Genomic DNA, 13195 nt, shown 5'->3' with positions numbered 1-13195 from the left:
ATTAATAGTATGATATTAATAAAAGCTACCGCTGGTCGGTGGCTTTTTTTATTTTAAATTATGGTGTATTTACTTAGTCTGAGTGGATACCAGCACCTGCTCTTTAACTGTCTAAATATTCAAGCCTTTTAGACCACTTATCTTTATGAAGATAACGGGATAAATGGTTTGCAATATTTGGTCAAATCCCTACAATTAATAGTCCGTTCAAATCAGGAATAATGCGTCTTATGACTAACCCTGCTGCTACCAACGACTTGTCGGCGCTACCGACTTTGTCCTCAGAGCTAAATGAGCTCAATGAAGCTCAGCTTACCGAATTTGCGAGTGCTGCTGAAGCTTTGATTCTACAGGTTACTGATGCACGCACTTTACAAGATTTGCGCGTGCAATTGACTGGTAAAAAGAGTCCGCTAACAGGCTGGTCAAAACAGATGGGCAAGCTTGATGCTGACGACAAAAAAACCTACGGTGGCTGGTTGCACAAGGTGCGTAGCCGCATTCAGCAAGCACTGAGCGATCAGCAGCAGCAGCTAGAAGTGGCCGCGCTCAACGCTAAGCTAGAGGCAGAGAGTATTGATATTACGTTGCCAGCTCGCGGCGGCCAAAAAGGCCATTTGCACCCCGTGACGATGATTACTCAGCGTATGCAGCAGTACTTTATTCAAGCGGGTTTCAATGTCGCAACTGGCCCTGAAGTTGAGAGCGACTACTATAACTTTGAAGCATTGAATATCCCGTCGCATCATCCTGCGCGCGCGATGCATGATACTTTTTATTTCGATGCGCATTATCTATTGCGTACGCATACCAGCCCAGTGCAGATTCGTACCATGGAAAAGAATGATCCGCCGATTCGTATTATCTGCCCTGGCCGCGTGTATCGCAATGACTCAGACCAAACCCACTCGCCGATGTTCCATCAGCTAGAGGGTCTGATGGTCACAGAGTCGAGCACATTCGCTGAGCTAAAAGGTCTAATCAGTGAGTTTTTGGAAGCGTTTTTTGCCAAAGAGCTGACCGTACGTTTCCGTCCTTCGTTTTTCCCGTTCACTGAGCCGTCTGCTGAGGTGGATATCTTAGATGATAATGGTAAATGGCTTGAGGTAATGGGCTGCGGCATGGTGCATCCACAAGTGCTGACCAACTGCGGTATCGATAGCGACAAATATACAGGCTTTGCGTTTGGTATGGGCATTGAGCGTTTTGCGATGCTGTATTACGGTATCGATGATTTGCGTTTGTTTTTTCAAAATGACGTACGCTTCTTAAAGCAATTTGGCTAGAGAACTGCTTGTTTATGTCACAAGCGCATTTGCCAAGCTTTACTCCAACATCTTTATTATAAAATTCTGATCCGAGATATTTATGAAAATTAGCGAACAGTGGCTACGTCAGTGGGTAAGCCCCGCAAATACGAGCGAACAGTTAGCCGAGCAGCTGACCATGGCAGGTCTTGAGATTGATGATCGCTATGCGGTTGCTCGTGCTTTTAGCGGTGTGGTCATCGGTGAAGTCATCAGCGTTGAGCCGCATCCAGATGCAGACAAACTGCGTGTCACGCAAGTAAATATTGGTGACGCTGAGCCATTACAAATTGTCTGCGGTGCGCCCAATGTGACCGTCGGGATGAAAGCGCCGGTTGCTACCGTTGGTGCGATACTACCAAGCGATGATAAGAAAGGTTTTAAGATCAAAAAGAGCAAGCTACGCGGTGTTGCCTCAAACGGTATGCTATGCGGCGCTTCTGAAATTGATTTGGTCGATGATATCGATGGTCTGCTTGAATTGCCTGAAGACGCACCAGTTGGTACCGATATCCGTGAGTATTTAGGTCTAGATAATCAAATATTGGATATCTCTATCACCCCAAACCGCGGTGATTGCTTTAGCGTCCGTGGTATCGCTCGTGAGATTTCAGTCATCAATGACTTACCTGCACAATTGCCAGAGATTCCTGACAATGTCGTCGCTTCTGATAATGGTGCAACCCCAGCGGTGAGCGTTGAGGCAATTGAGGCGTGTCCTCGCTATCTTTTACAGTCTATCAGCAATATTGATCGCAGCATTGAGACACCAAAATGGATGCAAGATGCGCTAGTTCAATCAGGCCTACGCTCGCATGGCTTTTTGGTCGATGTAACCAACTATGTGCTCTTGGAGCTGGGTCAACCGCTACATGCTTTTGATGCTGATACGATCAAAGGTGATATCGTGGTGCGTTTGGCAAAGCCTGACGAAACCATTACTTTGCTCAACGAGCAAACCGTTACATTAACGGGTGATGAATTGGTTATTGCCGATGATAAAGGTGCCTTGGCACTGGCTGGTATCATGGGTGGTCAGCGTAGTAGTGTCACCGATAGTACAACCAATATCGTGCTAGAAAGTGCTTTCTTCAATCAGCTTGCTATTGCTGCACGCGCACGCCGTTTTGGACTGCATACTGACGCCTCACAGCGTTTCGAGCGTGGGGTCGATTTTGAGTTGCCAAAACTTGCTCTGGCACGTGCTTGTGATTTGATCACTAGTGTCACAGGTGGTCAAGCTGGACAAGTAGTCACGGCCGAGCACCTTGAGCATTTACCAGCACGCGACCCAATCACACTGCCAATCGCAAAAGTACGTGATGTCATTGGGATTGATATTGCGCCATCAGAGATGGTGCGTATCTTAACCCAGCTCGGTTTTGACGTCACACAGCAGAGCGATACACTGGTATGCACGCCACCCTCTTATCGCTTTGATATGAGTATCAAGGAAGACCTCATCGAAGAAATTGCCCGTATCTACGGCTATGACAATATCCCAAGTGTGTTGCCGCATTTGCAAGTCAGTATGGACTACGATGATACCGCAGACTTGACCCATGAAATGAAGCTGTCATTGGTCGATAATGGCTATATGGAAGCGATCAGCTTTAGCTTTAGTGATGCAAAATTAGAAGCATTGCTTGATGATGAAGCACTAGGGGAAGTGTTGGCACTGGCAAACCCGATTTCTAGTGATTTGGCAGTGATGCGTCGTACCTTACTATCGAGCCTACTACCTTGCGTACAATATAACCTCAATCGTCAGCAGCCGCGCGTGCGTTTCTTTGAGACAGGCCTTAGCTTTGTGGGACAAAGTATCAGCGAGTTGGTACAAACCCCAAGCATTGCTTTAGTCGCAGTGGGCGATATATGGAGCGAGCAAGCATATCAAAACCGTGCGCTAGATTTTTATGATCTAAAACACGACATTGAGCAGCTATTACCCGCGCAAATCGATAGCGCCCGTATTCGCTATGAGCGTAGTACGCTGAGCTTCCTCCATCCAGGGCAAAGTGCTGAGCTGTACATCGATGACATATACGTTGGTTGGTTGGGTCAGCTGCATCCAAATACTGCTAAGCAGTTAGATCTGCCTACGACATGGGTTGCTCAATTGTCATTGGCACCGTTACTCACGCTTGCCCGTGAGCAAACCGCCATCACCACGCCAAGTAAGTTCCCGCAAGTGCGACGTGATATTGCTATCTTGGTAGACAGTGATATCAGTGTGCAGACGCTTGCGGCAACCATGCGAGCTGCGGCAGGTGATCTGCTGACAGATCTATGGCTATTTGATGTGTATCAAGGGGATAAAGTACCAGCAGGTCAACGCTCATTGGCGTTTGCGCTCGTCTGGCAAGATACCACACAAACCCTATCTGATGACGCCGTAAAAACTGCCACTGATAAAGTTGTACAGGCATTAACCGATCAACACTCATCTCAGTTGCGTGACAGCTAATATTTAACATCTAAATATCGCATGCTCTATAGCTCCCACAATAGTGATGCTATGGGGCATTGCTATTGGCAAAAACAGCTTTTTACTGATAAAACTAGTTAAGTGGTTATTAATAAAGGATTTTAATGCATACTGTGTTAAAAAGTGGCCAAAAAACCTTTATAATAATTAGACTTAGCACTCATACCGCTAAACCATGATATTCGACATCACGACATAGCATAGGAGTCGTACTGTGAGCACTTTAACCAAATCTGACATGATTGAGCATTTGATGAGTCATCTAAACCTGACACGCCAAGAAGGCCGCTGTCTGGTGGAGAACTTTTTTGATGAGCTGTCAGATAGCTTGATCGATGGCAAAGAAGTCAAGCTTTCAGGCTTTGGCAACTTTGAGCTTAAAGACAAAAACAGCCGTCCAGGCCGCAATCCAAAGACAGGAGAGCCTGTCGCCGTATCGGCACGCCGCGTCGTGACTTTCAAGACAGGACAAAAATTTCGTCAGAAAGTTGATGAGCGTTTATTCGATACTTAATGCGTTATTGAATATGACAGCCTGCTTGCTTTCGCTATAACCTTGTAAAACTATTGATACATGTTTGCGCGTGACTGCGATTATGATTCTCTATATCTTGCGCTGCATGTATCTTGTATAGCCAATAAATACCAAGTATGGTTATAGGTAACTAGCTGTCATAAATTGCAGGCATAAAAAAAGAGAGCCTATGCTCTCTTTTTTTTATTACCGTTTATTTATTGTATGAACAATAAATTACTGAGCTGGCTCTTCAACAACAACTTCGTCAGAAGCATCAACAGCAGCAGTATCAGTTTCGCTAGCTACGTCAACGCTAGTAGTAGTACCGTCTACAGGAACTTCAGCGTCCATTTCGTCAGTAGCAGTTGCCACTTGAGCGTCAGCGATGTCAGCTTCAGCGTCAGCAACAGCAGCGTCAGCATCAGCAGGGATAGCTTCACCGTCAGCAGCGCCTTCAGCTAGCTCTTCTTGTGCGTCTTGCACTTCTTCTTGCGCGTCAGATAGATCTTCAGCAGCGTTTTCTTTGTTGCTGTCACAGGCAGTTAGGCCCATAGTTGCAGTCATGATACCAGCTAGAGCAAGTAATTTAAGTTTCATAAGGTTTTCTCCGGAAAAATGAAATGAGCAGTAGCAGCAACAAAGGATGAATTCCAAGTTTACTCAGAATCCAACTAGTCTTAGTTACAGCTACTCAGCTTTCACGCATTCTATATGTTTTCTATGAAAATAGAAATAGGGTTGTACAATTAAGTAACAATAATATTTAAAATAATATTTTACTTCATCTGTTCGATAGTATTTTTAATACAACAAATCTGATTAATCCACGTATAATCAATAACATCAGGCTGTTACGGCACAATATGCAGTCCTACTTTTGGCTGTAATTTAACGTATTCATGGTGTTTGGTTAAGTAAAATTAGAGCCGATTGTCTCGTCTAATGAGGTACAAGTACGCCATTAATATGGAACAAGTAGGCCATGATAATTAGCGCTATTTATATTAAGAAAAGTTGTTTGTGAGTGAGCAAACCGAAAATCCAATCAACGTATTGAGCGGCATACTGTACAACATAAATAATGAACAATACGAGTGACTATATCTCGTATATTTGAGGAATAAACTATGAAATGGCAAGGCAGACGAGGCAGTTCTAATGTTCGCTCTAGTACGGGCGGCGGCAAAATGATAGGGGGCAGTATCGGCGGTATTATCATCGCAGGTATTTTATGGTTGGTATTTGGGGTAAATCCTATGACAGCGCTGCAAACAGGTCAAGTAGTAGCAGGTGGCGGGAGCAACTCGACCTCTAGCGAACCTGCAACCGACGATGATCGCGATACTCGGTTTGTCAAAGTCGTGCTGGCGGATACTGAAGAGGTCTGGCATCAGATATTTAATGAAGCGGGTAGTACTTATAAAGAGCCCTCGCTAATTCTGTTCAATGGTCAAGTAAATTCGGCGTGCGGTAGTGCCAGCGCGGCGACAGGGCCTTTTTATTGTCCAGGCGATCAAACGGTCTATTTAGACACATCATTTTTTGTGGAGATGCGTCAAAATCTGGGTATCGCAGGGGATCAGCAAGGCTCTGGGACTCAAGAAAACCAAGGTAAAGCGGGTGATTTCGCGCAGGCTTATGTTATCGCACATGAGGTGGGTCATCATGTTCAGACGCTGCTGGGTATTAGCCAGCAGGTCAATGAAGCCCGTCGGCAAGTGACCCAAGCACAGTCCAATAAGTTATCAGTGTTACAAGAGCTGCAGGCAGATTGCTTTGCTGGCGTTTGGGCGCAGCGTAACCAAGAGCGTGTACAGTTTTTAGAAGCGGGCGATATTGATGAGGCTATTAATGCTGCCGGTCAGATCGGCGATGATCGATTGGCACAGGCGAGTGGTAGAGTGGTTGCGCCTGATAACTTTACGCATGGTACCAGTCAACAGCGTGTTGAGTGGTTCACTCGGGGCTTAGAGAGCGGTAATGTACAATCTTGCGATACCTTTAGTGGTGCGCTTTAAAAGTAAGATTATTTTTTGCAACTCCGCCTATGGGTTATCAGTACAACAATAACCACGCAAAAATTTGACATAAAAAAGCCTGCAATCAATTGCAGGCTTTTTTATTATCTTCTGGTTGATATCACTCAATTTAATAATGAAGAGATTTCAGTGTAGAAGTTTTTAGTTGTTATCAAGCACATAACCACCAGCGCCGCCAATAGCTGCACCAGCCAATGCACCACGAGCGATGTCTTTGCTGTCGCCTTTACTTCTGATAAGTGCGCCAGCTGCGGCACCTGCTGTTGCGCCTTTAGCGGTATTGCTCATACCACCATATGAATTACAACCAGTCATGATTAGTGCTGAGCTAGTAATTGCTGTCATTGCGATCGTCTTAGCAAATTTCATATTATCACCTATTTATTCGTCAAGTTTGAAATATAATACCTTTAAAAAAACAATGTCCATGATATTTCCAAATGTATTTCTACTGTCTGTCATAATAGTGGGTTAGTAGACAGTTAGTCGTAGTAAAAACGCTAAACTTTGCAAACGACATGTAATTGATGTTGCCGCACTGTATCATCAAGATAGCGATCTACCTGACAGTCAATTTATTATTCAAAATATAAAACGGTGAATAGTTTGATCGTCAGTCATAAAAAAAGACCACCGATCGGCAGTCTTTATATCAAGCAAACAATGGCATGCTTGGAAAAAATATGCGTAAATTAGTTCTGTGATTTGCGTTTCATTTGCTCAAAGAACTCGTCATTGGTTTTCGCTTCTTTGAGACGATCTAACAAGAATTCAGTGGCTTGGACGCCATCCATCGGCTGCAGCAGTTTACGTAAAATCCAGACTTTACGTAGTTTATCTTCGTCCAACAAGCGCTCTTCGCGGCGTGTGCCTGATTTTTTGATATTGATTGCAGGGAAGACACGTTTTTCGGCCAAGTCGCGCTCAAGGGTGATTTCTTGGTTGCCCGTTCCTTTGAATTCCTCAAAGATCACGCTGTCCATCTTACTACCAGTATCAATCAGCGCACTGGCAATAATCGTCAAACTGCCACCTTCTTCAACATTACGCGCAGCACCAAAGAAACGCTTTGGACGCTCAAGCGCATTGGCATCCAAACCACCGGTCAATACTTTGCCTGATGATGGTATAACGGTGTTATAGGCACGTGCCAGACGAGTGATTGAGTCTAATAAAATCACCACATCTTGCTTATGCTCGACCAGACGTTTGGCTTTTTCGATGACCATCTCAGCCACTTGTACGTGACGCTGAGGTGGCTCATCAAAGGTAGAGGCAACGACTTCACCGCGCACGGTACGCTCCATCTCGGTGACTTCCTCTGGACGCTCATCAATCAACAGGACGATTAAGTAGCATTCAGGATTATTGCGAGTGATGGACTGGGCAATAGATTGCAATAACATCGTTTTACCCGCTTTTGGCGGTGCGACAATAATAGAGCGCTGACCTTTACCAATTGGTGCGATCAAATCAATGATACGCCCTGTCAGATCTTCAGTAGTACCATTACCAAGCTCAAGCTTTAGCTGCTCAGTAGGGAATAGGGGTGTTAGGTTCTCAAAAATCAGCTTATGACGTGAGCGATCTGGCGTATCAAAGTTGATTTCACCAACTTTTAGTAGCGCAAAATAACGCTCAGAATCTTTTGGTGGGCGAATCGTACCAGCGATACTGTCGCCCGTTTTTAAGCTGAAGCGGCGAATTTGACTAGGGCTGACATAGATGTCATCAGGACCTGCTAGATAAGAGCCTTCTGATGAGCGTAAAAAGCCAAAACCATCAGGGAGAACCTCAAGCACACCGTCACCATAGATGGCTTCACCGTTGCGGGCATGGGTTTTTAAGATAGCAAAGATAATGTCTTGTTTACGGCTACGCGCCATGTTATCAAGACCCATTTCCTTGGCAATAGCCAACAGCTCAGAGATTGATTTTTTCTTTAATTCAGTTAGATTCATAGATAGGTCATTAGCAATTGATCAGATGAGAGATGCCATTAGCAGCACAAGTCACGACAGTGAGAAAACGACAGTAATATGATGATAGAAGGTATTTGTACAGCGCAATGGTTTATGTAGTGCTGGTATTGCATGTCTGCTTATAGACGCATTGCTATCGCTGGATGCAAGGTCATAAGAATTAGGAATAAAAAAGGCTACATAAGAGTCTGCGTCAAAAACTCAATATCAGTCATTGCGTTTAGTCATTTCGTTTAGCAATGGTGTTTATAATGACGATTGTGTTTTTGTTGATAAACACGAGGAGAATAGCGACAAGATACTAGGAAAACAGATAGTTTTCTCTTGTCAGCAGACTATACGGTCTTCACAATAGCGTTGTCAATAAATTTTGCCAAAAAATTCGTATAATCAAGTTTTTTGCACAAAAAATATGCAAAAAAGCCATTATCGTTATCAGATAATGGCTTTCTTTAGCGCTTTAGCTCATTGATTCAAAAAACTTTGAAATGAGAACATTCAGCTTATAAATGCTTGTCCAATACTTTGGCCAATTCAGCTTTTGGCTGTAGACCCATTACTGAATCTACTTTTTCGCCGTCTTTGAAGACAAATAAAGTTGGGATGTTGCGGATACCAAAACGGCTCGCTGCTTGTGGGTTGTTATCTACGTCAACTTTAACGATCTTAACTTTGCCTTGGTACTCAGTCGCTAAATCTTCTAAAATAGGGGCAATGGCTTTACAAGGGCCGCACCAAGTTGCCCAAAAATCTACCAATACAGGAAGATCTGACTCTAGAACGTCTTGGTCAAAGTTGGTGTCGGTGGTGTTAACAATAAGGTCTGACATAATTTTATCTCTCTTGTTTTATTTATTCTGTCACCACACACCAGCTGTCATATTTATCTAATAATAAGTGGGTCAGTGGTCAAAGAATCGTTTAGAAGTGGTGAAAATGTGCCATTATATTAACATGTTTGTTCAGGCTTGACAGAGACAGGCTGGTTAAATTGTTCAACAATTACGATTAGCACAATAAATTGAAACAGAATGACACAGGTTGGGTTTTCTCTGTTACGTGTGTTCATTGCTTTGCTAAAACATACTTTTTGAGCACTTTTAGCCGTCTGTTTTTACATTGAATCATCCCACTTTTACTCTCAATAAACAGAACGCTACTGTGCCAAAATGACAGCCGCCAAAGCCCCATATTACGTTTAATTTATATAAGTAGTTAAGTTTATGCCATTTACTGATGAAGAAGTCGACGCTCTCAACGCGCAAGAAAATGCCTATCCACTTGAGTTTTTCAAGGATTTTGCGCAAAAGATTACGGTGTACGAAGATGATGATATTTGGGTAGTAGATAAACCGGCAGGGCTGTTAAGCGTCGATGGCAAGACTCTCAAGGTAAGCCTGCTTGCTCGGCTTGAGCGTGCCAATCCAGCGGTAAAACTGATTCATCGACTGGACATGGACACGTCAGGGCTAATTATTTTTGCAAAAAATGCCGCCGCCCAAACCAATATCAGTAAACAGTTTATTGAACGCTTACCGCAGAAAAAATACCAAGCACGAGTTTTTGGCGCGTGGGAGCAGGTCGGCGCAACGGGTAAAATATCCGTGCCAGTACGCTATGAGCCGACGACCAAACCGCGTCATATCGTCGATCACGACTGGTCAAAGCATGCACTAACACTGTATGAGGTCATAGCGCATGAAGAATGCAACGGTCAGACCGTCACTCGAGTGATGCTTAAACCCGTTACGGGTCGCAGCCATCAGCTACGCGTGCATATGGTGCATGCAGGTCATGTGATGATTGGTGATCCGATCTATGCTGAAGGCGCGGCACTCAACATTGCGCCAAGGCTAAATCTACATGCGCAGCAATTGCGTTTAAAGCATCCGGTATTGGGTGCTTGGATAGACTGGGAAAGTCCTTGTCCGTTTTGATGCATTAGCTGCCTATATGTGAGACCAATGCGTTTTCAATAGAGTCGCTACGCCAGTCATGCAAATACAAGGATGAGAATATGCTTGATATCACTACTACCAAACAGGCGATTAAAAGTCGCCTCACACGTAGACAGTCGCAAAGGGATAAGCTGGCCGATTATGAAGTGCTGATTATTGGTGCGGGCATTGCGGGTATCGGTATGGCGTGCCGTTTACAGCAAGTAGCGCACAAAAATCTATTTGGTCATAAAGGTGCAAAAAAACAAAGGCAGAACAAATCAGTTAACAACAAAAGAGGCTCGCAGCGCTTTGCCATATTAGAAAAGCGTGCTGATTTGGGCGGTACTTGGGATTTATTTACCTATCCTGGTATCCGCTCGGACTCTGATGCCTTAACCTTTGGCTATAATTTTAGACCGTGGCTAGATTATAGAATGCTGGCAGCAGGTGGCGATATCAAGCGTTATATCGCTGATACGGCGCGCGAGTTTGGTATTACTGAGCATATTCGCTATGAGCATGAAGTTCAGCAAATATCATGGTCGAGTATGGATCAGTTATGGACAGCAACCATAAAAAACCATACCAGCGGAGAAGTGTTCGTTAAGACGGCAAAGTTCGTGGTCGGTGCTACGGGCTACTACGACTATGAGCAAGGCTATCGACCTCATTTTGAGGGAGAAGAAGATTTCCGCGGTCGTATTGTCCATCCGCAGCATTGGGATGATTTAGACTATAACGACAAAAAAGTGGTCATTATTGGCAGCGGTGCCACTGCAATGACGCTATTGCCGGCATTGGTAGATGAAGACAGCGAGCAGTGTGCGCGTCATGTCACGATGCTACAGCGGACACCCACTTATGTGGCAAGCGTACCGGGCGATGATCATGCTATCGGCTGGCTATCAGGCAAGTTTTCACCTTTATCAAAAGAGCAGGCCTATACGGTACTGCGAGCGCGCAACGTGCTGCGGCAGCAGGGGCTGTATAAATTAGCCACTCACGCGCCCAAGCTGATGAAAGCTGTGCTAAAAGGCGGCGTGACAAAAGAGTTAAAAGGTAGCGGCGTTGATGTCGAGCACTTTATGCCCGACTACAATCCGTGGGATCAACGCGTATGCGCTGTGCCAGACAGTGACTTATTTAAGTCTTTGCACGGTGAGCGTGCAGCAGTGGTCACCGATCAGATCGACCACTTCACCGAAACCGGTATTATGCTGCAATCAGGCGAGCATCTTGAGGCTAATATCATCGTCACAGCAACCGGATTGAAGCTGCAAATGCTAGGCGGAGCAGCGGTATATATCGACGGGCAGGCTATTGATATCGGCACGCGCATGACGTATAAGGCAGTCATGATCGAAGGCGTGCCTAACATGGCGGCCTTATTTGGCTATACCAATGCCTCATGGACGCTAAAGATTGATCTGGCTTGTCAATATGTGGTGCGGCTGTTGAGTTATATGCACAAAAACCGCTACCAAGTCGCGCTGCCACAGGCACAGACGGCAAATGCCACCGCCTACACCCAAGCAGATACGGTGATGGGCTCGCTATCGTCTGGATATGTCAGACGTGCCCAAGACAGACTGCCGAAGCAAGGCGATCGCTACCCGTGGTACGTGACCAACAACTATCTTAGCGACCGTGTGATGCTCAAATACCGCAAAATAAAAGACGACTGGTTGCGGTTCAGTCGTTAGGTTTTAATTGACCGATGACTGCTCTTGATGCTGATTATCGATAAAGTCAGCAACTTGTTTGCTTAATATCTGCCACAAGGTCTCTTGGGCACTTTTGCTGCCCCAGGCGTTGTGCGGACTAAAAATGACGCGCGGATGGTCGCTGAGACTGAGCAGTGGGTCATTGTCAGCGATGGGTTCTTGTTCGAACACGTCACTGGCATAACCGATGATTTGCTCGTTGTTAATCGCATCGGTCAATGCTTGGCTATCAACGACACCGCCACGAGCGACATTGACGATGAGCGGCTGCTTGCTCATCTTTGCCAAGGTATCTTTATTAATAAGATACTCGGTTTGCTCATTTAATGGGCAATGCAAACTGAGGACATCTGCACGAGCTAATACCTCATCAAATGCCGTGTACTCATCGCTGCGAGGCGTGCGTCCTTGATGCTCAGCCCATAGAACTGTCATACCAAATGCACGCGCGATTTCGGTCACGCGCTTGCCAATGGTGCCAATACCAATGATGCCTAGCGTCTTGTCTTCCAAATCTATCAGAGGAATATCTAGCAGGCAAAAATTCCCGTTTGCTAGCCAGGTGTCATCAGCGACTTTTTGATGGTAATGAATACCCGCACGCATCGCAGTCAGCATGAGCATAAAGGTATGCTCAGGCACACTTTTGACCGCATAACCTGCCACATTATAAAGTGCTACGTCATGCTTATCGCAAGCCTCATGATCGACATTGTTCATGCCAGTGGCAGTCAGTTGAATCAATTTTAGCTTGGGTAGACCTGCGATTACTTCCGCGCTAATTTGGACCTTATTGGTGATGATGATATCGGCATCTTTACAGCGCTCAAGGATGACGTCGGTGTCTTTTGGCGTGTCGTTATAAGTGATGTAATCGCTCACGCCTGCTGGTGCGGGCAAGTCAATGCCATCAGAAAAAGTGCCTTTATCTAAAAAAACGGCTTGCATCGTTATTCCTTGTTTATGGTTGTCCTATAGATAGAAATAGTTGTCAAATGAATCGTTATCGGCTTAATGTAGCACGTTGGGGTTTTTAGTCAAAAACGAATCCATTAAATATTGGCTAAGTAGTGATAAGCGTTTAAAAACAAAGCGATTTATATCATGAGCGGATTTACTGAGCATGATTGGGCCCAAAGACCTTATAAGGTCATGGGTAACAAAAACCGCCTCTTGAAAATTGAACTTAACGCACTCA

The 13195-nt window shown here is 44.9% G+C and carries 11 protein-coding genes; 6 read left to right on the top strand and 5 right to left on the bottom strand.

What is annotated here, in order from left to right; translation table 11 throughout:
• Nucleotides 1–230: 230 nt before the first annotated feature.
• From pheS to L0G63_RS00180, 3 genes are all read left to right on the top strand, one after another.
• The gene (pheS, locus tag L0G63_RS00190; protein ID WP_301448839.1) at nt 231–1286 is read left to right on the top strand and encodes a phenylalanine--tRNA ligase subunit alpha; all 1056 of its coding nucleotides are present in this window, start codon (nt 231–233) and stop codon (nt 1284–1286) included.
• 82 nt (nt 1287–1368) lie between these two features.
• Complete coding sequence (gene pheT / locus L0G63_RS00185) at nt 1369–3774, top strand: phenylalanine--tRNA ligase subunit beta (protein WP_301448838.1); 2406 nt, start codon at nt 1369–1371, stop codon at nt 3772–3774.
• A 235-nt stretch (nt 3775–4009) separates the two neighbouring features.
• Complete coding sequence (locus L0G63_RS00180; RefSeq protein ID WP_058023539.1) at nt 4010–4309, top strand: integration host factor subunit alpha; 300 nt, start codon at nt 4010–4012, stop codon at nt 4307–4309.
• Nucleotides 4310–4546: 237 nt separating this feature from the next.
• On the opposite strand, the gene L0G63_RS00175 is transcribed toward L0G63_RS00180, so the two are convergent.
• A complete protein-coding gene (locus tag L0G63_RS00175; protein WP_071002831.1) occupies nt 4547–4909 on the bottom strand; it encodes a hypothetical protein in 363 nt (120 codons plus the stop codon).
• A gap of 530 nt (nt 4910–5439) precedes the next feature.
• On the opposite strand from L0G63_RS00175, the gene L0G63_RS00170 reads away from it, so the two are divergent.
• A complete protein-coding gene (locus tag L0G63_RS00170) occupies nt 5440–6330 on the top strand; it encodes a neutral zinc metallopeptidase (RefSeq protein WP_301448837.1) in 891 nt (296 codons plus the stop codon).
• A 162-nt stretch (nt 6331–6492) separates the two neighbouring features.
• Here L0G63_RS00170 and L0G63_RS00165 read toward each other — a convergent pair whose 3' ends face one another.
• From L0G63_RS00165 to trxA, 3 genes are all read right to left on the bottom strand, one after another.
• The gene (locus tag L0G63_RS00165; protein WP_058023542.1) at nt 6493–6720 is read right to left on the bottom strand and encodes a glycine zipper 2TM domain-containing protein; all 228 of its coding nucleotides are present in this window, start codon (nt 6718–6720) and stop codon (nt 6493–6495) included.
• 323 nt (nt 6721–7043) lie between these two features.
• Nucleotides 7044–8312 (bottom strand): transcription termination factor Rho, encoded by a 1269-nt coding sequence (gene rho / locus L0G63_RS00160; RefSeq protein WP_058023543.1) that lies wholly within the window; start codon nt 8310–8312, stop codon nt 7044–7046.
• 524 nt (nt 8313–8836) lie between these two features.
• The gene (gene trxA / locus L0G63_RS00155; RefSeq protein WP_058023544.1) at nt 8837–9163 is read right to left on the bottom strand and encodes a thioredoxin; all 327 of its coding nucleotides are present in this window, start codon (nt 9161–9163) and stop codon (nt 8837–8839) included.
• Between the two features lie 393 nt (nt 9164–9556).
• Between trxA and L0G63_RS00150 the strand changes: the two genes are divergently transcribed.
• Both L0G63_RS00150 and L0G63_RS00145 read left to right on the top strand, forming a co-directional pair.
• Nucleotides 9557–10270: an RluA family pseudouridine synthase gene (locus L0G63_RS00150; protein WP_301448836.1), complete on the top strand. Its 714-nt coding sequence runs from the start codon at nt 9557–9559 to the stop codon at nt 10268–10270.
• A gap of 80 nt (nt 10271–10350) precedes the next feature.
• Complete coding sequence (locus L0G63_RS00145; protein WP_301448835.1) at nt 10351–11976, top strand: NAD(P)/FAD-dependent oxidoreductase; 1626 nt, start codon at nt 10351–10353, stop codon at nt 11974–11976.
• Between the two features lie 3 nt (nt 11977–11979).
• Here L0G63_RS00145 and L0G63_RS00140 read toward each other — a convergent pair whose 3' ends face one another.
• Nucleotides 11980–12945 (bottom strand): NAD(P)-dependent oxidoreductase, encoded by a 966-nt coding sequence (locus L0G63_RS00140; RefSeq protein ID WP_301448834.1) that lies wholly within the window; start codon nt 12943–12945, stop codon nt 11980–11982.
• Between the last annotated feature and the right edge of the window lie 250 nt (nt 12946–13195).

This window comes from Psychrobacter sp., assembly GCF_030454045.1.
In the GTDB taxonomy this organism is placed as follows: Bacteria; Pseudomonadota; Gammaproteobacteria; order Pseudomonadales; family Moraxellaceae; genus Psychrobacter.
This window is presented reverse-complemented; position numbering and strand designations above follow the sequence as displayed.

Excerpts from the sequence above, each read along its gene's own strand:
- trxA (WP_058023544.1), bottom strand. The coding sequence starts at position 9,163 with ATGTCAGACCTTATTGTTAACACCACCGACACCAACTTTGACCAAGAC.
- L0G63_RS00145 (WP_301448835.1), top strand. The coding sequence starts at position 10,351 with ATGCTTGATATCACTACTACCAAACAGGCGATTAAAAGTCGCCTCACA.
- pheT (WP_301448838.1), top strand. The coding sequence starts at position 1,369 with ATGAAAATTAGCGAACAGTGGCTACGTCAGTGGGTAAGCCCCGCAAAT.
- L0G63_RS00140 (WP_301448834.1), bottom strand. The coding sequence starts at position 12,945 with ATGCAAGCCGTTTTTTTAGATAAAGGCACTTTTTCTGATGGCATTGAC.
- L0G63_RS00165 (WP_058023542.1), bottom strand. The coding sequence starts at position 6,720 with ATGAAATTTGCTAAGACGATCGCAATGACAGCAATTACTAGCTCAGCA.
- L0G63_RS00150 (WP_301448836.1), top strand. The coding sequence starts at position 9,557 with ATGCCATTTACTGATGAAGAAGTCGACGCTCTCAACGCGCAAGAAAAT.
- L0G63_RS00170 (WP_301448837.1), top strand. The coding sequence starts at position 5,440 with ATGAAATGGCAAGGCAGACGAGGCAGTTCTAATGTTCGCTCTAGTACG.
- rho (WP_058023543.1), bottom strand. The coding sequence starts at position 8,312 with ATGAATCTAACTGAATTAAAGAAAAAATCAATCTCTGAGCTGTTGGCT.
- L0G63_RS00175 (WP_071002831.1), bottom strand. The coding sequence starts at position 4,909 with ATGAAACTTAAATTACTTGCTCTAGCTGGTATCATGACTGCAACTATG.
- pheS (WP_301448839.1), top strand. The coding sequence starts at position 231 with ATGACTAACCCTGCTGCTACCAACGACTTGTCGGCGCTACCGACTTTG.